Genomic DNA, 20,439 nt, shown 5'->3' on the forward strand with positions numbered 1-20,439 from the left:
ATGGCAGTGTTAAAAGCAGTTGGGCTGCAGAAGAGCTACAAACGTCGCATGGTGGTCAGCGACGTTAGTCTGGAAGTGGGCACTGGCCAGATTGTCGGCCTGCTGGGCCCCAACGGAGCAGGCAAGACCACCTCCTTCTACATGATCGTGGGACTGGTGCAGCGGGATGCCGGTCTCATCACTATCGACGATCAGGATATCAGCCTGCAACCGATGCATGTGCGGGCTCGCAATGGCATCGGCTATCTGCCGCAGGAGGCCTCTATTTTCCGCCGCCTGTCGGTGTTCGACAACCTGATGGGGGTGATGCAGACCCGCAAGGGGTTGAGCCGCGAGGAGCGTGAGGACAAGGTTCAGCAACTGCTGGAAGAGTTCAACATCACCCACATTCGCGACAACCTGGGCCAGAGCCTCTCCGGCGGTGAGCGCCGCCGGGTCGAGATCGCCCGTGCGCTGGCGGCCGAGCCGCGTTTTATTCTGCTGGATGAACCCTTTGCCGGGGTTGACCCGATTTCTGTGATAGACATCAAGAAGATCATTCAGCATCTGAAAGATAGAGGCCTTGGCGTCTTGATTACCGACCACAACGTCAGAGAGACTCTGGACGTATGTGAGAAGGCCTATATCGTCAGCCACGGCAAGATGATTGCCGAAGGTGCACCGGCGGACATCCTCGCCGATGAACAGGTCAAGCGCGTCTATTTGGGCGATCAATTCAGTCTATAGTAAGGGGGCATGCCTTCATTCTCTTTGACGAATGCCTCGCTGAACATAAGGATATCCCGACGTAGATGAAGCCGACATTACAGTTGCGTCTCGGTCAATCCCTGACCATGACGCCGCAATTACAACAAGCTATTCGTCTGCTCCAGCTCTCCACTTTGGAACTTCAGCAGGAAATTCAGCAAGCGCTCGAGAATAACCCCCTGCTGGAGCAGGAAGAGAGTGAAGTACAAGAGACCAGTCCGGAAGAGCCTGTTGATGCCAGCCAGCTGGATTCCAGCGATGCCATGGCGCAGGAGCAGATGCCGGACGAGTTGCCGGTAGATACCACTTGGGATGAAGTCTACTCTGCCGGGACCGCCCAGAGCGCTGGCCCTATCCACGATGGGGAAGATAGCGTTTATCAGGGGGAGACCACCGAAAACCTGCAGGATTATCTGTTGTGGCAGATGCGGCTGACCCCGTTCAGCGATGTGGATGCCGCCATCGCCCTCGCTATCATTGATGCTATCGACGAGTCCGGCTATTTAACCGTTGAGCTGGAGGATATCCTGCAAGCGGTCAGTAGCGATGCGCTGGAGGTCGAACTTGATGAGGTCGAAGCTGTGCTCAAGCGGGTGCAGCATTTCGATCCGGTCGGCATCGCTGCCCGTTCGGTGCAGGAGTGTTTGTTGATCCAGCTGGGGCAGTATGACCCGCAGACTCCCTGGCTCAATGAGGCCAAGGAGGTGATCCTCGAACATATGGATCTGCTCGGTAATCGTGACTACCGAACTCTGGCGCGCAAGACCAAACTCAAAGAGAGCGACCTCAAGTCGGTGCTGGATCTGATCCAGCTGCTGGAGCCGCGCCCCGGCAATGGCATCATCCAGAGTGACTCCCAGTATGTGATCCCCGATGTTTCTGTGGTCAAGAAGGGTAGCAAGTGGGTCGTTGAGCTCAATCCTGATTCTTCCCCGCGTATCCGGGTCAACGAGACCTATGCTGCCATGGCCCGCAATGCGCGCAGTGGCACGGATACCCAATTTATTCGCTCCCATCTGCAGGAAGCCAAATGGTTCATCAAGAGCCTCGAGAGTCGCAATGATACCCTGCTGAAAGTAGCCTGTTGTATTGTCGAACAACAACAGGGCTTTTTCGAGTATGGTGAAGAGGCGATGAAGCCGATGGTGCTCAACGACATCGCCGAAGCGGTGGAGATGCATGAATCGACCATTTCCCGGGTGACAACCCAGAAATACATGCATACCCCAAGGGGCATATTTGAACTGAAGTTTTTTTTCTCCAGCCATGTGAACACCGAAGGAGGAGGAGAGTGCTCATCGACCGCAATTCGCGCGCTCATCAAGAAGCTGGTCACGGCAGAGAATCCTGCCAAGCCGTTAAGTGATAGCAAGATCGCGGATTTGCTGGCCGAACAGGGTATTATGGTGGCGAGACGCACGATCGCTAAGTATCGCGAATCCTTGTTTATCGCACCTTCCAATCAGCGTAAACGCCTGGTTTAGGCAAAACAAAAGGATGATGTTATGCAAATTAACCTGACCGGACACCATGTCGAGATCACCGAAGCTCTGCGTGAATACGTGAGTAACAAATTTGCCAAACTCGAGCGTCACTTTGACCACATTAATAACGTTCATGTGGTGCTTAGTGTGGAAAAACTGAACCAGATAGCGGAAGCTAAATTGCATGTCAGTGGCGGCGAAGTGTTTGCTACCTCTGAGCATGCTGATATGTATGCTGCGATAGACACCTTGCTCGACAAGCTGGACAGGCAGATCATCAAGCACAAAGATAAGTTAAATAAAAAATAACTATGCAACTTGAACATATATTGAGTCGGGACTGCACCAAAAGTGCAGTCCCTTGTACCAGCAAGAAACGCGCCCTCGAAATCATCAGCGAGTTGGCCGCCGAACGCCTTGGCACCTCCCGTCAGGCGCTGTTCGAATGCTTGTTGGCCCGCGAAAAAATGGGCAGTACCGGGATCGGTGCCGGTATTGCGATTCCCCACGGTCGTATTGATGATGCATTCCCGCCAACCGCGATTCTGATGACCTTTGCGGACCCCATCCCTTTTGATGCCATCGACAATCAACCGGTTGACCTGCTGTTTGCCTTGCTGGTGCCGGAAAGCGAGTGCAAGCAGCATCTCAAGACCCTTTCTCTGATGGCTTCCAAGCTGGGTGACAAGGCGGTCTGTCGCCAGCTGCGTCAGGCAACCAGCGATGAAGAGCTCTATCAGATCATGACCTCGGCCTGATACTCAGGCTTGGAATGAACCACCTGTTTTGGCGTGAGGGAACAAGATGCAGTTAATCGTGGTAAGTGGACGTTCGGGCTCCGGTAAAACGGTAGCCCTGCGTGTGCTGGAAGATCTGGGTTACTACTGTGTGGACAACCTGCCGGTCAATCTGCTGCCCCAGCTTATTGTCTCGGTGGAGAGCCAGTACGACAAGCTGGCGGTCAGCATCGATGTGCGCAACCTGCCGAGCGATCCGGAGAAACTGGAAAATCTGCTGGCTCAGGTGCGCAATGAGGGGCGGGTTGAGTTCTCCAGCTTTTTCTTCGACGCTGACAATGGCACCCTGCTCAAGCGCTATGGCGAGAGCCGCCGCTTGCACCCCCTCTCACGCAACAAGCTGTCGCTGGATGAGGCGATTCGGGAGGAGACCCACCTGCTGGCGCCACTCTCCTCGACTGCTGACCTGCGTATCGACACCACCCTCCTCAGCATTCACGACTTGAGCGAGCTCATCAAGACCAGGGTGCTTGGGAAGAAAGAGAACGAGCTGGTGCTGGTGTTCGAGTCGTTCGGCTTCAAGTACGGCATTCCCAAGGATGCCGACTTCGTGTTCGATGCTCGCTTCCTGCCCAATCCGCACTGGATCCCCGAGCTCAAGCCGTTCACCGGCAAGGATGAGCCGGTCGCCAACTACCTCTCGGCGCAGGCCGATGTGATGCTGTTTACCCAGCAGATCGAAAATATGCTGGCGACCTGGTTGCCCCATCTGGAGCGCAACAATCGCAGCTACCTCACGGTCGGCATCGGTTGCACCGGCGGTCAGCACCGCTCGGTCTTTATTGCAGAACGGCTGGCCAGTGCATTCCGTTTGCTCGGCAAGAACGTGCAGATCCGGCACCGTACTCTCGACAAGAGTGCCCCCCAATCCTGATGGACCAATAGGACGACCCGATGACTGTTTCCGCCTCGGTTGAAGTGAAAAACAAGCTGGGCATTCACGCCAGACCAGCCATGATGCTGTTCGAGCTGGTGCAGGGTTTCGATGCCCACGTGCTGCTGCGCAATGAAGATGGTGTGGAGGCCGATGCTGACAGCATCATCGGCCTGCTGATGCTGGATTCTGCCCAGGGGCGACAGGTGGAAGTACAGGTTGAGGGCCCCGAAGAGGAGGAAGCCCTGGCAGCGGTGGTGGAGTTGTTTACCTCCGGCTTTAACGAGGAGTAATCACCTCCCGTTCCATATTATGAGCCAGTACGAGCCAGCGCTTTGAAGCTGGCAAAGTCCCGACAAGCCAGCAGATTTTTGCTGGCTTTTTCGTTCATGAAGGCCAGAAACAGGTCGTAGAGACCCATAGCTTCTTCGTAGTCGGCCTTGCTGATGGATGTAGCAGAGCAGATGTTCGACCAGTTGTTCGCTCGCCGCCGCCATGGCCGGGCTCAGCCCCGGACTGTCTGCAATCAGACGTGCCTAGGTCTGGATGGCGAGGCCAGCGATCTCGTCATCTGCTGGCTGCATATCAGCTTTCCCCTACTTAGTCAGACAACCGCTGCTTTACCATATCCAGCAGGGTACGCACATCGTCGGTTCGGGTTTGGCCGCTTTCGCTGTCGACGTGGGGGAGCACCTTCTGAACCCCTGCACCCAGTGCGATCAGCACTATCTCCTCGAAGTTTTCCAGAGTGGGCTCCAGCCAGAAACCGTGGCGCGCACTGGCCTCGGCCATCGCCTGATACTCGTCGCGACAGGCAAGCCCGCCCATGGGGAATAACTTGACCGAGCTGCCGCCCATGTCCTTGATCGGGGCGATGGCGGAATCGATAGGAACAATGCTGTCCGGCTGCTGGGTGCTGAGGGGGCGGGTCACCATACCCGGCGTGCTGGTGGGGGAGATCAGCCCATTCACCAGCGTTTGTGAGTGGCCGAGCAACGCCCGACAGGCGCCGACTCCGGGGGCCACTGCGGGGTCAGCATTGTGTGAAATTGTGTTATTTATCGCAGAATTTAACGAAATGAAGTGAGCACGGGGCTGGTGGCCAAGGTGCGACCATCTGGCGTGGCGGTGACGGTTCCCCTTGGTATGAAGAGGGGGCTTCATAAAAAACTGGCCAGCAAGGGCTGGCCAGTTTGGGTGGTTGTCACTGGGATCAGAAGTGGTAGGTACCGGTCAGACTCAGCTGACGGGGTGTGCCCGGCATGATCTGGTTGGCACTGGTGGCGCTGACGAAGTACTCGTGATCGGTCAGGTTTTCGGCGCTCAGCTCGGCTTCCCACTGCTGCCAGCGATAACCGGCGCGAGCATCGAAGCGGGCGTAACCAGGTAGAACCGTGATGTTGGCGTTGTCGGCGAAGCGATCGCCCACCGTCGTTACGCCGGTTTCACCGAACCAGCCAAGCTCGCCACTCTTGTAGCCGAGATAGAACTGGCCATTCTGGCGGGAGACGTTCATCGGGCGCTTGCCCTGCAGATCCGCATCCGCCTTGACCTGCTCGGCATCCTGAATGGCGAAGCCGCCGCGCAGGTAGATCTCGTCGGTCAGTTCGGCGCGGGCGCTCAGCTCGACACCCTCGGTGCGCTGCAGGCCGGTGAGGATCACTTGGGTGGGATCCAGCGGATCCTTGGTGCGCTTGTTGTACATCTCCAGTCGGTAGAGGGAGAGGGTGGTCGCCAGCTTGCCGTTCAGCCAGTCACTCTTCACGCCACCTTCGTAGAGGCGGGTGTGCTGGGGTTCCAGCCCGTTGTTCTTGTCACCCGGGGTGATGCCGATCAGCTCGCCGCCCACCGGAGTGAAGGTCTTGCTGTAGGAGGTGTAGAAGGCGTGAGCCTCGAGGGGATTCCACACCAGACCGAGGCGCGGGCTCAGGCTGTTGACCGAGATGCTCTCCTCCTTGTTGAGGTCGTAGCGGCGACTGGTAACGGTGAAGTCGTCACGGCGCAGCCCGCCAACCAGATGCCAGTCACCCAGGCTGAGCTGATCCTGCAGATAGAGGCCATTGCCGCGCACCTTGTGTTTGGCGTCGCTGGAGAGCTTCATGGCGCCATTGTAGGTGGGCAGTGAGCCCGGGTCGTAGAGGTTGCCGGACGGGATGGCGGTGGCGTTCTGGTAGAGCTTGGGTGTGCGTTCCTGCCAGTTTTGCTCGAAGCCGACCAGCAGGCGATGTTCCACCGGGCCGGTCTGGAACAGACCTTCGGCCTCGGTGTTGCTGATCAGGGTCTTCGCTTTCAGATCCTGCTGCCAGCGGGAGCGGGTCACCTGATCCCCTTTGACGCTGGTGACATAGGTGTTGTCAAACTGGCTGTCGAGGGTGGAGTAACCGAGCTGCTGGCGCAGCTGCCACTGATCGTTGATATCCCAGGAGAGGCGGGAGCGGGTGGATTGCGCCACGTCATCGATGAAGTCGCGACTGGTATCGCTGTAGACATACTCCCGCGGCACATCGGCCGGACGACCATTGACCCCGGGAATGCCGCGATCCGGGGTGCGGTCATGTTCGTTGCGCTCGTACTGCACCAGCCAGTTGAGGTTGTCGCTGATCTCCCAGTTGGCGGAGGGGGCGAGCAGGGTGCGCTTGCTCTTCACGCCGTTGCGGAAGCTATCTTTGTCCTCTTGCGCCATGTTGAGGCGCAGCTGTACCTGTTCGCTCGCCTCGCCATTGAGGTCGGCGGCCAGCCGCTGGCTGTCAAAACTGCCGACCCGGGCGGTGACGCTGGACTCCTCTCCTTTCTGCGGCTTCTTGCTGACCCGGTTGACGATGCCCCCCGTGCTGCCGCGGCCGTAGAGCACGGCTGCCGGGCCCTTGAGTACTTCCACCCGTTCGATGTTGCCAAGATCCCGGGTGTACTGCATGTCGTCGCGGAATCCGTCGAGATAGAAGTCGTTGCTGGCGCTGAAGCCGCGGATATTGACCCCGTCGAAGCGGGTATCACCGCTGGCGTTGACCCCGGGAATGCCGCTCAAGGCTTCACTCAGCGTCGGTTGGCCGAAGGCGGTCAGCTCGCTGACCTTGACGCTGTCGATGGTCTGGGGAACCAGCTTGGCTGGCGTATTGGTACGGGTGGCGGTGGCAACTTCCTGATGCTGGGAGCGTTTGCCAACCACAGTCATGGTTTCATCGGCGGCCTGGGCAGTGAAGCCGGTGCCCAGCAGTGCCAGCGAGACCAGCGTTCTGCGAAAGTGAGGGTGCTGCATATTCAATGTTGACTCTTTTGAATGTCGACCTGACGGCTCGAATATATTGATTTAATTATAATTAGCCTGACCCGTCAAAGCGGGATGTCAATGATATTGATTTTCATTTGCGTGGCAAGGTGAAAATGGAGGTATCTGTGGGGGTGGTTTGTTGCGGTTGGGGGAGCGCTGCTGAAATGAAAATCCCCTGCCATAAACAGCAAGAATAAAGCGAGAGGAAAAAGGGCTAAGCGGAAGAGAAAGGGACGAAAGGTGAAGAGGTATCCGGCTCTTTGTGTCGGGCCGGATACCGGATCAGTGGGTGCGCAGCAGTCGGCGGGTGAGGGGCAAGGCCGCCAGCAGGCGATAGGCCAGCAGAGACGATCCCAGCAGCAGCGGCACCTTGGCGATCTCCCACAGGATGGATGCGCTGTGCGGGCCGAACATGAAGAGCCAGACCACCAGCATCATGTGCAGGCAGTAGATCCCGAGCACTTTGGGTGCCTGGCGCTCAAGCCAGCTGCCCTTGCCCCACTCGGGGTTGGCCAGCAGCAGTCCAAACAGACCGAGAGCCCAGGGAACGGAGCCGAACAGGAAGTCGTGGCGGGTGAGCGGCACCGCGGCGAAGTGCTGCAGCGCCCAGGCTTCACAGCCATAGAGCGCCATGCCCGCCAGCAGCAGTTGCCAGCCGGTGCGAGCATCCGGTTGCCACTGACGCTGGCGCACGGTGGCACCCAGCGCCACAAACAGTAGCGAGAAAAAGGGGCCGTTACGGGTGAGCAGAGGCCACTCGGCGCCCAGCAGCGGTTTGGCATAGGAGCCCCCCAGCAACGCCAGCAGGTAGAGGCCAAGACCCAGCCAGAGGGCGAGCGCTGGCCTGCCAAGCCGGTGGCAGATCGCCAGCAAGGTCACTGCCATGATCAGGGCTGGCAGGAACCAGAGGTGGATCATGCCGCCCACCAGCCAGCCGTTAAGGGGATCGGCGAGCTGAAACTGCCACTGCACGCGCAGGGAGGCCAGATAGCCTTGCTGCACGGCATCCAGCGGATTGAACGGCACCAGCAGGTAGAACAGGCTCCACATCAGCCAGAGCAGCAGCAAGGGGCGGCAGTAGTGCCAGGCAACGGTCAGCGATGCCTCGCGACTCAGTCTCGGCTGCAGAAAGTAACCGGCACAGAGGAAAAACAGCGGAACGGCAAAGCGGCATAGCTGGTTGATGGTGCCGCTCAGCCAGAGCCATGACTCACCTCCCCACAGGGCGGGGTTGAACGGGTTGGCGAAGGGGGAGACGTGAATGGTCATCACGGCCAGAATGGCCAGTACCCGCCCGCACTCGATACTGGAAATACGCATGGTGGCTCGTCGTTACAGGGGTTGTGACTGCACGCTAAAACCCTTGCTGGCAACTTACAACCAGTTGATTTTATTAGTGTTAATCACACTGTTGAGTAGTTACGTTTTGTAACGGGATGGCGGGAGGTGTTACCTGTAACGGGAGCAGGCTCCCGTTTTTGGTCGCTGTCATGGAGATAAAAAAAGCGAGGCGGGCGCCTCGCTGCTTTTTGGGTGGGGGATGTGGCAGGGTCAGTATGAGCGGTTAGTTTGCTGCCAGGGTGGTGCTACCCGAGCTCTCCAGCCAGGTTTTGATCCGCTTGGCATCAGCAACCCGATCGTTGGTGGTTTCGGCATTGAGCAGTACCATAATCACCGGCTCGTGATTGACCTTGGTGCCCAGCACCAGACAGCGGCCCGCTTCGCGGATATAGCCGGTCTTGGAGAGGGTGAACTCCCATTGCCCTTCGCGGATCAGCCGGTTGGAGTTGAGGTAGTGCAGCTGACGCTTGTTGGTACGCACATAGCTCTGCTCGTCGGTGGAGTACTGGCGGATCAGCGGATAGGAGGCCGCTGCGGCGGCGAGTTTGGCGAGATCCTGCGCGGTGGAGACATTGCGCGGGTTGAGCCCTGTGCTGTCGGCGTAGCGGGTATTCCACATTCCCAGCATGCGGGCTTTGGCGTTCATCGCCTCGACGAAGGCGCGCTGGCCGCCGGGATAGTGGCGGGCCAGCGCCGAGGCGGCGCGGTTTTCAGAGGACATCAGGGCGATATGGAGCATTTCGGCGCGACTGAGCCTGGAACCGATGGCCAGGCGCGAGCCGGTTCCCTTGATGCGGTCGATGTCGGCATTGGTCACGGTGAGCATTTCGTTGAGGCGCAGGTTGGCATCCAGCACTACCAGCGCTGTCATCAGCTTGGTGAGAGAGGCGATGGGCATTACCCGGTTGCCGTTGTGTTCGGAGATCACCTCCCCGGTCCTATGATTGGCCACAACGAAGGCGGCAGAATTCAGATTGGGGATCTCTCGTCGCTCGAGAAAACCGCTGCTGCCCTTGTTGCTGGCGGAGAAGGGGTTGGCATAGGCACTTTCTATCGTGGCTGGCAGCATCACTGCACCAAGCAACAGGGGAAGGAGGAAACGCATCATGATGATCTGCTCTATCGGGCGAAATACAGGGATATCTGGCTAAGTTATATGTCGTGAACTGGCGCTTCACAATCATTCTCACCTTGATATTGATAATTTACGGTGTTCAGCGCCTTTTGGTGGCCCAGAATCGGCAAGAGAGGTCTCTTTAGGGTCTTTTTCATGACCGGCAGGGCGGCTAGATGGTGGTGATGCACGCGATGGCCGGCTAAAAAAATCGGGACCTGAAAGGTCCCGATTTACATGACAAAAACAACACCGTTTAGTGGATATCGTCCTGCTTGATCTTGAAGCGCATGGCGATCACCACGAACAGCAGCGGGCCTATGATGGTCCAGATACCGGTGGAGATATCCCCGGAGATAAAGGGGGCGACCACGGTGAAGACGTTACCGAAGGCGACCAGAACCAGGCTGATGATGGTTGCCAGCAGCACCGAGCCCGCGCTCTTGAAGAAGATCAGATCCTTGCCCAGCGCCGGGTTGTTGCGATAGCGGTACCAGGCGTAGATGAGGAACATGTAGGGCAGGGTCATACTGACGTTGGTCATGGTGATGATCAGTTCATAGAGGGCGGCGGCCCCTTCCGGGTTGATCAGGGTGAAGATGGATTTGGCTGCGATAAAAGCACAGACCACCCAGGCTTGCACCTTGAGCGCTTCAATCCTTACCCCATTCTTGTTTTCGCTCTGGAAACGCTCCGGCCAGAAGTAGCTAGGGGTGCCGGTGATGAACTGACGCAGCGGCGCATAAGATAGCGCGATAAAGGCACCCAGATAGCTCAGGAACATGCCAAGACCGGCAAAGCGCATGAAAATCTGGCCCAGCCACTCACCACCGAGATGGCGACCCAGCTCCAGCATGATGATGAAGAGGGCGGAAAGGGAGGTGATCCCTTCGGCCGGGAAGTCGCTCCAGCGCATGATGGAGCCGACCGCCAGAAAGCCGATGATGTAGCAGATCACGATGAAGCCACCAGAGAGGAAGATGCCACGCTTGAGGTCGCGCTCCGGATCTTCCAGCTCGTCCGCTACGCCGGCCATCGCCTCAACCCCGCCGTAGGCGAAGATAGCGAATACCATGAAGCCGAGGAAAGGAATGATGTCGTTGAAGGCGGCGTTCGGTGACGCGGTCAATGATGCTCCAGTAAGGGGCTCTTGCAGGGTCATGCCGCTTACCGCGAAGGTGAAGACGCCCCCCACCAGCAGCAGCACGTTGAGGGCCACTACGGAGAGGCCACCGATGGCAGCCACCTTGGCGAAGCGGGCGCTGCCGAAGGTGATGAGTTTGGTGACAGTCGCGACCAGTGCGATGGCGACCACTCCCAGCATGAAGGGGCCGAAGTCGATGCTAGTGCCGAACGTGACCGGGATGACGGTGATGTCGCGGCCAAATAGCATGAAGGAGAGGGGCACCCACATGGAGAGCGCCTTGCCAAACATCCAGATGACGTACGAGGCAAACCACATGGTCAGGCCGATAAAGGCAAAGCGGGTTGATACTGAATGGCGCATCCAGGTAAAGATGCCGCCCGCCTCTTTGCGAAAGCCGGTGCCAAATTCAATCATCATCAAAATAAAAGGGATGAAGAAAAAAAGACCACCGACCACAAACATCGGAATGGCAGCATATCCCATTCGGTAAAAACCGATCCCGATATTAGTGACGCCAAATACCGATGTTAATATCATCAATATAAAGGCACCCAACTTCAGCTTTTTTGCTGACATAATTGACACTCCCTTATTGTGCTGGATTTAAAATAACCAAAAATTAAACAAAAAATCCTGATTTGATTAATAACTCTGGGGCAGCGACCTCACCCACTGCCGGTAGAACAGGGTCTGGCAGAGGGTGAGAGGATCGGTAAATTCGTCCAGTGATTAATCAATATTTTGACGGCATTGATTATGGCGATGACTGCGAGCGATATTAGGTAAGATGCACCAGTAACCAGATGTGAATAATTTTATCACTAGTTGTGCTGACTTGGTAAGTTCACTCGTGTGAGGCCGCTCAAGAAAAAAAGTAATGCCAGTAATTTGATACGTTACGGATGTAAATATTTACGGTGTTGATGGCATTATCCTCACCATGAGAGCGCAGCGCCTCGCGGCTGGATAAATAAACGGCAAGAGCGCCACTTTGATTATCCCAGGCGGGTTAACAAAACCCCGACCGTAATAATGGCCGCCGCGGTGAGCCTTACTCGCCCAAGTGGCTCTTTCAGTAGCAAGACCGAGAGCAGCATGGCGAACAGCACACTGCTTTCACGCAGGGCCGCCACTACCCCGATGGGCGCCTTGGTCATGGCCCAGATGACGATGCCATAGGCAAGCAACGACATGGCCCCTCCCATGATACCGATCAGCGCGTATTGGCGGATCTGATACCAGGCGTTGCGTCGCTGATGGATCAGCAGTACTACCAGCATCACCAGCCCGTTGCAGGCAAACAGCCAGAGGGTGTAGCGGATCGGTTCACCACCAACCCGAGCCCCGGCACCGTCCGAGAGGGTGTAGCCAGCGGTAAACATGGCAGTGATCAGTGCTGCCTTGATCGCTTTGCTGCCAAGTCGTTCTCGTCCGCCCCTCCAGGCCATTAACAAGACCCCCAGGATCAATACAACTGCCCCCAGTACGCCGTGAATACCCGGATAGTCAGCCAGTATTGCGGCACCAAGGATCATTGCCAACAAGGGCGCACAGCCACGGGCCAGCGGATAGATCTGGCCAAACTCTCCGTGGTTGTAAGCGCGGCTGAGAAACAGGCAGTAACCGGTATGGAGCAGGATCGAGAGGCCGAGCCAGGGCAATTCGGCAGCAGAGGGGAGCCCCATTGGCAACAGCGCCACGGCAGCGATAAGCCCGGAGAAGAGCGCTACCAGCGACACGCCAACCAGTCGCTCCTCGCCAATTTTGACCAGCGCATTCCAGCTGGCGTGAAGCAGGGCAGCCAGCAGAACGGCAAAAAAGACGGTGGTAGTCATGGGAAGGGGCTCTCGGGCGACAGGAGCCAATAGCATACTCGCCCTAACGGGTGTGGGCTGAGATCTCCATCAAGGCTTCAGCTGCCCCAGCACCAGCTTGGGATGGGGATCGGTCTGCAGCGGAATATCTTGTAGTGGTGTGCCCTGCTGGTGGAGATGGATGATCCCGGCGGCCATCTTGCCCAGTGCCTCGTAGCTGCTGATGGTGCCGATGGTGCAGCCGTGTTCAACGAACAGTTCGGCGCTGCAGATGGTGGGGATGGACGCCTCGTTGAGTGCATTGAGCAGACGGGGGGCGATGGAGAGCAGATAGCTGTCGGCGGCCAGAAAGACGATGTCGCTTTTGGCATCCTGTTGCAGCCGCTTCAGTTCGTTGTCCAGCCGCCGTTGATCAGGGGCCATCCGCCAGGTGACCATCTGCCACTGATAGCGCTTCGCCTCGTTGAGCAGCATATCGGCCACCAGCAGGGTGTTCTGCTCCCGTGGGTTGAAGGGCAGCAACAGCCGTTTTCCGGTGGGGAGATGTTTACTGGCGTTGGCCAGTTGCAGCGCCATCGGCACCATGTTGCTCACCCCGGCGACCATGGTGTTCTGGGCTTTGTCTTCCGAGAGAAAGCCTGCCCCGACCGGATCGGAGACTACGTTGAAGATAAGGGGCTTGCGGTTTGCCACCAGACTCTTGGTCATGGCGGTGGCCGTGGTGCCAAAGGTGTAGATGTAGTCGTACTCCGCCAGTTTCGGCAGCATCTGCTGGCGCAACATGGTCGCCAGTGCGGTGCGATCCTGATCGGCATTGTAGGTAGTGATGGTGGCCTGATAGCCCAGTCGGGTCAGCTCTGCCCGAAAGCCCGCTTCGGCTGCGGTTTCGCCGCGCCACAGCACCATGGCAATAGAGAAGGCGTGAGCTGGTAGGGAGATCAACAACAGCAGTGTGGCAAGCAGTTGAACCTTCATTTTCTCCTCTCTCGGGCAGACCCTTGTCTGATGAGCTTAGGCTACTTCCTCTCGTGGTAAACGACGCCAAGCAAAAAGCGCGATGGCAAGCCATCGCGCTGTGGGGTCTGCAGGAGTTTGCTTAGAAGTCGTAGCGGGCGGCCAGCTGGAAGTCATCCTCGTTGGCGGTCGCTTTACCGGCAACGCTGTCCAGATTGTTGATGCGGTACTCGCCGATGACCCGCAGGTTCTTGTTGAACTTGTACTGGGCTCCCAGGGTGTAGTAGTCAATCGCATCGGTTTTCTTGCCGCCAGTGACTTCTTGTTCCTGCTTGTTCCACAAAGCCATCAGACCGAAGCCGTTTTCGAAGTTGTAGCCGAGCGCGGCTTCCCAGCCGGTGTGGTCGGTGCCGCTTTGGACAAAGTCAGAGCCATCGGCATAACTCAGGGCGGCATAGGCGGCCTTGTTGTCGTACTTGGCGGAGATCAGCCACAGCTTGGCGTCTTCGGTATTCTTTTCCTGACGCAGTCCTACGTTGTAGGCGGTACCCAGCGACAGGTTGAACGGGAAGGTGTAGGCCACTGCTGCTCCATAGGCTGGGTCAGCTGGGGAGGTCTTGCTGCTGCTCTTGTCTTCTTCTTGGCCGCCATCAAATTTGTAGCTGGTATCGATCTGGAAGCCATTGAACAGACCAGAGTATTTCAGCACGGAACCGGCGCGGTTGGTGGCGAAGGTATCGGTCTTGGCGCCCAGAGCCTCATTGCCGTAGCCGTCAGAGAGGGAGACATCTGTCCAGTCGGCCAGGAAGCCTGGGGCCCCTTTCTGGCGACCGAAGGTCACGGTGCCCCAGTCGGCGCCGACACCTGCAAATGCCAAGCGAGTACGCAAGTTTTCGCTTTCTTTAATTTGGCCTTTTGAATCGACAGTACCCGCAAGAGTTTTTTCGCTGTCGTTGATATACATCTGCACTTCGTACTGGGCCAGCGCCTTCAGACCGCTCTGGATCTGGGTTTCGGCCTTGGCGCCGAAGCGGACAAACTGGTTGGCTCCCTGCTTGGCGCTGTAGTCCTTGGTGCCATTCGGGTTGGTGGTATCGACGTTTTCTTTCTTGTCGCCAAAGAATTGACCAGCGTAGATACGGCCATAGAGATCCAGCATGGCGGTGTCATTTTTATAAACTTCAACGGCTTGAGCCTGGAATGCGGCGGTCAGAGCCAGTGCCACTACAGTCAGCTTTTTCATCTTAATCCCTTGTGTTGCAAGCTTTTGTTTTGAAGACGGGGCCATGCTAGGCAGTGGGGATGACAGCGGGGTGACAGCGGGATGAAGAGTTAGTTGCAGTTAGGTTGCAATTAGATGAATTGGCTACATTATTGCCCGCAGCGGCTACTTTTGTGCGCAAAGGTTTGCCCTTGTGGTAGAATGCCGCCCGTTTTCGGGCCCCATAGGTTGGATATGCGATGAGACGTGAACTGGCAATCGAGTTTTCCCGAGTGACGGAAGCGGCTGCACTGGCTGGCTACAAGTGGCTCGGGCGTGGTGACAAGAATATCGCTGATGGGGCGGCCGTAGCGGCCATGCGCCACATTCTCAACCAGATCGACATCGATGGTGAGATTGTGATCGGCGAAGGTGAAATTGATGAAGCACCGATGCTCTATATCGGTGAAAAAGTGGGTACCGGGCACGGTGATTCGGTCGATATCGCCGTTGATCCGATAGAAGGCACCCGCATGACCGCCATGGGTCAGTCTAATGCGCTGGCGGTGCTGGCGGTGGGCGACAAGGGCTCGTTCCTGAAAGCGCCTGACATGTACATGGAAAAGATTATTGTCGGTCCCAAGGCCAAAGGGTCGATCGACCTGAATCAGGCCCTCGAGCTGAACCTCAAGTCGGTGGCCAAGGCGCTGGGCAAACCGCTCTCCCGCCTGACCGTCATTACCCTGGCCAAGCCGCGTCATGACAAGGCGATCAAAGAGATGCAGGGGCTGGGTGTGCGGGTGTTTGCCATCCCTGATGGTGACGTTGCTGCCTCCATCCTCACCTGTCTGCCGGACAGCGAAGTCGACATGCTTTACGGCATCGGCGGCGCACCGGAAGGCGTGATTTCGGCCGCGGTGATCCGCGCGCTGGATGGCGACATGCAGGCTCGTCTGGTGCCGCGTCACCGGGTCAAGGGCGACAGCCCGGAAGTGCGTGCACTGGGCGAACAGGAAATTGCCCGCTGCGAAGCACTCGGTATCGATATCAGCAAGGTGCTCAAGCTGGAAGATATGGCGAAGAATGACAATGTCATCTTCTCCGCCACCGGCATCACCAAGGGTGACCTGCTGGACGGCATCACCAGCGATGGTGTGATGGCGACCACCGAGACTCTATTGATCCGTGGCAAGTCACGTACCATCCGTCGTATCAAGTCGATCCACTACCTTGAGCGCAAAGACAGCGTGGTACGCGATATCATCATGTGATGATGTTTCGCTGAACCGGCTGTTTTGCCTCAAAGCCCGATCGCCCGTGCGGTCGGGCTTTTTATTACGCGCCAGCTACGTTTGTGCCACCGCTTCGGCTATGGTGGCTCAGACCGTCCCCGTCCCAAAGGAGTGGAGTGTATGGAGTGTCGTAGCGGCTGCGCTGCCTGTTGCATCGCCCCCAGTATCAGCAGTGCCATTCCCGGTATGCCAGATGGCAAGCCGGCGGGTATCCCCTGTGTCCAGCTTGATGGCGTGCTTGGCTGCAAGATATTCGGTTTGCCTGAGCGGCCTGCGGTATGTGGTGGCTTTCGCCCCATGATGGATGTGTGTGGCAGCCACCGTGCCGAGGCCATTTGGCTGATCGGCGAGCTGGAGCGGCTGACCGGTTGACGCGACCTGAAAAGATCACTGGATCGAGCATAAAAAAAGAGGCCGCATCATGCGGCCTCTCGCGTTTCTGTTAGCCGGGGATCAGACCCCCGCCAGCTCCAGCGCCTGACGATAGTACTCGTTGGCCTTGTTGGTGAGGCGGCGCTTGTCCATCAGCTGGCCAAGGGCATGGTAGGCGGCAGCGCTGGGTGCGCTGACTACTTCCTGCTCCAGCAGCTTCTGGGCATCGTCCAGCTGGCCAGCCAGCAGATAGAGCTGGGCCAGCGCCGTATCGACATTCGGTTGCCCTTGCTGCTTTTGCAGCAATGCCAGCAGCGGCTGGTAGTTGTCGAGTTTCAGCTTGGGCAGGCGCGCCAGCAGCTGCGGCATCGGCTGTTTGCGCAGCGCTTCCTGCCACAGGGTGGCGGCCTCGCCATCGGCACCCAGCTGGCGCAGCAGATCGCCGTAGCAGGCCAGCAGTTCCGGCTCCAGGCGCAGCTTGCGCGGCAGATCCTGCCACACCGCCTTGAGGGTTTCGAGGCTGCTTGCCGCCTGTTGCAGGCGACCACTCCATGCCTGTTGCAGCAGATCTTCTTCCTGTTTCGGGGTCAGCTTGCCCACCTTGTGCAGCGCAGGGATCAGGTCGCACAGGGCGCTCCAGTCCTTGCGGGCCAGATGCACCTGACGCAGCTGATCCAGCACCATGGGGTGGCGCGGGTTGAGGGCATAGACCGACTCCAGCATCGCCAGCGCGGTGTCGTACTGGCCCTGTTCGATCTGCAGCTGGGTCTGGGTGAGGGTGAGCGCCAGCTCGGCCTTGGGGTTCTCCTCCTGCGCTTTTTGCAGGTATTGATCCCGGCGGGCGTCATCACCACGGGCCTGAGCCGCCTTGGCGGCGCTCAGGTAGTTGAGCAGCGGGGTGTCGCTGTTGCTGGCCCCCTTGATCATCAGCTTTTCTGCCTGACTGTAGTGCCCTTCGGCCATCGCCAGAGTGGCGGCAACGGTCTGCTGATTGGCCTTGCGGCGGCGACGGGAGCCATACCAGCCGAGGGTCTTGCGGCGCAGGCCGAATACCCGGCCCAGCAGCCACTCGATGAGCAGCAGGGCACCGTAGAACAGCACAGCCAGGATCACCGCGCTGGTGACGGAGGATTCGATGGTGTAATTGCCAAGGGCAATCAGTACATAGCCCTTGTTACCGGACGCTTGTGGGCCAAAGATCAGCCCTGCGACCATCACGGCAACCAGAATGATTATACGGATCATGGTGCCCTCCTCAGTTGCTGGCCAGAATGCGTTGCAGGCGTTCGGTCAGTACCTGCTCCAGCATGGCCTGAGTCTTGAACTGTTCCGGATAATCGATCTGGATCTGCTCGCCTTTGAGCTTGTCGATCTCCCCCTGCATATAGCGGGTAGCACTGTTTTCGGTGTCGAAGTATTGGGTCAGCCAGCGCTGGGCCTTGTCCAGGCTGTCTTCATAGAGCGTTTGCTGCTCGCGGTAAACCGAGATTTGTGCCTGCAGCAACTTGGTCTTGAGGTTTTCACGCAGGAAGATCTCTTGTTGCGGCGAGAGCAGCGCCTCTACCGCGCCATCGCGGCGACGGATAGTGACGAAGTTTTCGGTGAACTTGACCCAGTTCTTCTTCAGGTTGCTCTCCCACTCGTCGGGATTGGCGGTGACCGCCTGATCCGCTTCAAGCTTGGCTTCCGGCATGCTGACGGTAGAGAGGGGCAGCAGCTCGATCTGATCTTCAAGGGCGGCCAGTTTGAGGGTCAGCCCCTCACGGTCAATACGCGGCATCCCCTTTAGCTTGGTGATGTCTTCCGCCAATGCCTTGCGGATTGGCATCAGGCTGGGGTCGTTCAGGGCTCGGATCCGCTCGTCGGCATTACCCAGCAGGGTGATGGCGGAGATCAGATCATGCTCCAGCCACAGCTTGCGGCCTGCCATCCGCACCAGATACTCGGATTCGGCCAGCATCCAGTCGTTGGGGCGCTTGTCGTTCAGATCCAGTACCCGGTTTTGTAGCCCCTGCATCTCCCCCTGCAGTCGTTGCTGGGTTTGATCCAGTGTGGCCAACTGCTCGGCATCCTTGCTGCTGGTCTGGTCGATCTTGCTCAGGGAGCTCGCCAGTTGCTGCTTGAGCTGGGCCAGTTCGGCCTGCTGGGCAACGGCATTCTGGTGACCGTGCAGATAGAGACCACCGGTCAGGCCAAGGGCCAGCAGAATGGCGACGCCACCCAGTACGGTACCGGAGCGGCTCTTGCTGTTATTGACCACAGCGGTGGGCTGGGGTTTGACCTGGGATTCTTGTTGTTCTGTCATTCCATCTTCCTCAGTTCCAGTGCGGCCATCAGGGCCTGGTTGGATGCACCTTGGGCAATCGTGATATGGATAAAGCCCGCTGCGCTGGCCATCTCGGCCACGCGGGGGCTGGGGACCACCAGCAGGCGGCCAAAAAGCCAGGGCCGCTGGTGGTCGGGCACCAGCGCCAGCAGCCGTTGCAGCAGTTCACCACTGGTAATGAGCAGGCTATCCAGCCCGGCTGCTTGCCAGTGGTGGGTTAATTGTTCCCCGTCGAACTCGGGGTAGTGGCGCTCATAGGCCGCACAATAGTGCACCAGAGCACCGCGTGAGGCCAGCGTGTCGGCGATCAGCTCCCGTCCGCCATTGCCACGGAGGATCAGTACCCGTTTGCCAACCAGCTGTTGCAGGGCGGGTAATGCCAACAGCCCCTCACTGCGCGGGTCATCCGGGCAGATCGCCGCAATACCGATGGCGGCAAACCCATCTGCGCTGGCTTGACCTACCGCAAAGTACTCAATATGTGGCCAGGTCTGACCAGTTTGCAACAGAAAATCGTGTGCAAAATGAATGGCATGGATGCTGACGGCGATAACCATGTCGGCACTGTGCAGCAGGTCAGGCAGGTAAGGGAGTTCACTGCCCGCCACGGTTTCCAGTAGCGGGCAGCAGAGTGGTGCATGACCGTGCTGGCGCAGCAACTGCACCAGCTCGGCGGCCTGAGCGGCCGGACGCACCACCAGCGGGATCATCCGCGGTAGACCTCGGCCAGAATCACGTCGGCACCGGCGGCCAGCAGGCGCTGGGCCAGCTGTTCGCCGAGGGCTTCGCCGTCGCTCACCGAGCCACGGATCTCGTCACGGATCACCTGAGTGCCATCCGGGCTGCCCACCAGACCGCGCAGCCAGATCTGGTCGCCCTCGACCAGTGCGTAGGCACCGATAGGGACCTGACATCCCCCTTGCAGGGCGCGGTTCATGGCCCGCTCGGTCAGCACCCGGGTGCGGGTCTCGGCGTGCTCCAGCGGCGCCAGCAGGGCGTGCAGCTCAACATCGTCGAGGCGACACTCGATGCCGACGGCCCCCTGGCCGTTGGCGGGCAGGCTCTGTTCCGGTTCGATAAAGGCCGCAATGCGGTGTGCCATCTCCAGTCGTTTCAGACCGGCGGCGGCGAGAATGATGGCATCGTACTCACCGCCATCCAGCTTGGCGAGGCGGGTGTTGACGTTGCCCCGCAGGTCGCGGATCACCAGATCCGGGCGGGCGGCGCGTAGCTGGCACTGGCGACGCAGGCTGGAGGTGCCGACCACGGCTCCTTGCGGCAGTTCGGCAATGGCCTTGAAACGATTGGAAACGAAGGCATCGCGGGGATCTTCCCGCTCGCAGATAGTGTGCAGGCCGAGCCCCTCGGGGAACTCCACCGGCACATCTTTCATGGAGTGAACGGCGATATCGGCTCGCCCTTCCAGCATGGCGGTCTCCAGCTCCTTGACGAACAACCCCTTGCCACCGACCTTGGCCAGCGGGGTATCGAGGATCTTGTCACCCTGAGTGCTCATGGGAACCAGTTCGACCTGCAACTGCGGGTGCAGGGCTTCGAGCCGGTCTTTGACAAAGTTGGCCTGCCACAGGGCCAGCGGGCTCTTGCGAGTGGCAATTTTCAGGGTTCGGGCTGCCATATCAATCAGTTGTTTCATTTTTAGGAGGAAATCGATATTACCACCCTTTGCCCGGGCTTTCATGGCGCAGCC

General features: G+C 58.4%; 19 protein-coding genes and 1 pseudogene. 8 read left to right on the forward strand and 12 right to left on the reverse strand.

The window, feature by feature from the left end:
• The 6 genes from lptB to npr all read left to right on the forward strand — a co-directional run bounded on the left by lptB (nt 1) and on the right by npr (nt 4,195).
• Nucleotides 1–726 (forward strand): LPS export ABC transporter ATP-binding protein, encoded by a 726-nt coding sequence (gene lptB / locus BN4575_RS14205; protein ID WP_005336333.1) that lies wholly within the window; start codon nt 1–3, stop codon nt 724–726.
• Between the two features lie 65 nt (nt 727–791).
• Nucleotides 792–2,231 (forward strand): RNA polymerase factor sigma-54, encoded by a 1,440-nt coding sequence (locus BN4575_RS14210; RefSeq protein ID WP_042024524.1) that lies wholly within the window; start codon nt 792–794, stop codon nt 2,229–2,231.
• A 21-nt stretch (nt 2,232–2,252) separates the two neighbouring features.
• Nucleotides 2,253–2,540 carry a ribosome hibernation promoting factor gene (hpf, locus tag BN4575_RS14215; protein ID WP_042024526.1) on the forward strand — a complete coding sequence of 96 codons (288 nt, stop codon included), beginning with the start codon at nt 2,253–2,255 and terminating at the stop codon, nt 2,538–2,540.
• A 2-nt stretch (nt 2,541–2,542) separates the two neighbouring features.
• Entirely contained in the window at nt 2,543–2,989 is a 447-nt protein-coding gene (gene ptsN / locus BN4575_RS14220) for a PTS IIA-like nitrogen regulatory protein PtsN (RefSeq protein ID WP_042024527.1), read from the forward strand.
• A 46-nt stretch (nt 2,990–3,035) separates the two neighbouring features.
• Complete coding sequence (rapZ, locus tag BN4575_RS14225; protein WP_068978665.1) at nt 3,036–3,902, forward strand: RNase adapter RapZ; 867 nt, start codon at nt 3,036–3,038, stop codon at nt 3,900–3,902.
• A 20-nt stretch (nt 3,903–3,922) separates the two neighbouring features.
• The gene (npr, locus tag BN4575_RS14230; protein WP_042024530.1) at nt 3,923–4,195 is read left to right on the forward strand and encodes a PTS phosphocarrier protein NPr; all 273 of its coding nucleotides are present in this window, start codon (nt 3,923–3,925) and stop codon (nt 4,193–4,195) included.
• 307 nt (nt 4,196–4,502) lie between these two features.
• Here the strand turns inward: npr and BN4575_RS14235 are convergent.
• From BN4575_RS14235 to BN4575_RS14270, 8 genes and pseudogenes are all read right to left on the reverse strand, one after another.
• A pseudogene (locus BN4575_RS14235) lies at nt 4,503–4,919 on the reverse strand (KDGP aldolase); the annotation flags it as partial.
• A gap of 196 nt (nt 4,920–5,115) precedes the next feature.
• The gene (locus BN4575_RS14240; protein WP_068978666.1) at nt 5,116–7,158 is read right to left on the reverse strand and encodes a TonB-dependent receptor; all 2,043 of its coding nucleotides are present in this window, start codon (nt 7,156–7,158) and stop codon (nt 5,116–5,118) included.
• Between the two features lie 294 nt (nt 7,159–7,452).
• Nucleotides 7,453–8,490 (reverse strand): acyltransferase, encoded by a 1,038-nt coding sequence (locus tag BN4575_RS14245; RefSeq protein WP_068978667.1) that lies wholly within the window; start codon nt 8,488–8,490, stop codon nt 7,453–7,455.
• A gap of 244 nt (nt 8,491–8,734) precedes the next feature.
• Entirely contained in the window at nt 8,735–9,622 is an 888-nt protein-coding gene (gene pbpG, locus BN4575_RS14250; RefSeq protein ID WP_068978668.1) for a D-alanyl-D-alanine endopeptidase, read from the reverse strand.
• A 259-nt stretch (nt 9,623–9,881) separates the two neighbouring features.
• Entirely contained in the window at nt 9,882–11,348 is a 1,467-nt protein-coding gene (gene yjeM, locus BN4575_RS14255; protein ID WP_042024552.1) for a glutamate/gamma-aminobutyrate family transporter YjeM, read from the reverse strand.
• Nucleotides 11,349–11,767: 419 nt separating this feature from the next.
• Nucleotides 11,768–12,643: a DMT family transporter gene (locus tag BN4575_RS14260; protein ID WP_083221047.1), complete on the reverse strand. Its 876-nt coding sequence runs from the start codon at nt 12,641–12,643 to the stop codon at nt 11,768–11,770.
• Nucleotides 12,644–12,676: 33 nt separating this feature from the next.
• Nucleotides 12,677–13,561: an ABC transporter substrate-binding protein gene (locus BN4575_RS14265; protein ID WP_068978670.1), complete on the reverse strand. Its 885-nt coding sequence runs from the start codon at nt 13,559–13,561 to the stop codon at nt 12,677–12,679.
• Nucleotides 13,562–13,682: 121 nt separating this feature from the next.
• Nucleotides 13,683–14,783 carry a porin gene (locus BN4575_RS14270; protein WP_068978671.1) on the reverse strand — a complete coding sequence of 367 codons (1,101 nt, stop codon included), beginning with the start codon at nt 14,781–14,783 and terminating at the stop codon, nt 13,683–13,685.
• A 218-nt stretch (nt 14,784–15,001) separates the two neighbouring features.
• Here BN4575_RS14270 and glpX point away from each other — a divergent pair, with 218 nt between their 5' ends.
• Complete coding sequence (glpX, locus tag BN4575_RS14275) at nt 15,002–16,012, forward strand: class II fructose-bisphosphatase (RefSeq protein WP_042024560.1); 1,011 nt, start codon at nt 15,002–15,004, stop codon at nt 16,010–16,012.
• 141 nt (nt 16,013–16,153) lie between these two features.
• Nucleotides 16,154–16,405: a YkgJ family cysteine cluster protein gene (locus BN4575_RS14280; protein WP_042024562.1), complete on the forward strand. Its 252-nt coding sequence runs from the start codon at nt 16,154–16,156 to the stop codon at nt 16,403–16,405.
• 81 nt (nt 16,406–16,486) lie between these two features.
• Here the strand turns inward: BN4575_RS14280 and BN4575_RS14285 are convergent, their stop codons facing one another.
• The 4 genes from BN4575_RS14285 to hemC are packed head-to-tail and all read right to left on the reverse strand — an operon-like array spanning nt 16,487 to nt 20,367.
• Nucleotides 16,487–17,650, reverse strand: a complete 1,164-nt coding sequence (locus BN4575_RS14285) for a heme biosynthesis HemY N-terminal domain-containing protein (RefSeq protein ID WP_068978672.1) — start codon at nt 17,648–17,650, stop codon at nt 16,487–16,489.
• A gap of 10 nt (nt 17,651–17,660) precedes the next feature.
• Entirely contained in the window at nt 17,661–18,710 is a 1,050-nt protein-coding gene (locus tag BN4575_RS14290; RefSeq protein WP_068978673.1) for a uroporphyrinogen-III C-methyltransferase, read from the reverse strand.
• Complete coding sequence (locus BN4575_RS14295; RefSeq protein WP_068978674.1) at nt 18,707–19,441, reverse strand: uroporphyrinogen-III synthase; 735 nt, start codon at nt 19,439–19,441, stop codon at nt 18,707–18,709. The genes BN4575_RS14290 and BN4575_RS14295 overlap by 4 nt, the downstream gene beginning before the upstream one ends.
• A complete protein-coding gene (gene hemC / locus BN4575_RS14300) occupies nt 19,438–20,367 on the reverse strand; it encodes a hydroxymethylbilane synthase (RefSeq protein ID WP_139426007.1) in 930 nt (309 codons plus the stop codon). Before hemC ends, BN4575_RS14295 begins: the two co-directional genes overlap by 4 nt.
• Nucleotides 20,368–20,439 lie beyond the last annotated feature (72 nt).

Source organism: Aeromonas sp. EERV15, assembly GCF_900079845.1.
In the GTDB taxonomy this organism is placed as follows: Bacteria; Pseudomonadota; Gammaproteobacteria; order Enterobacterales; family Aeromonadaceae; genus Aeromonas; species Aeromonas sobria.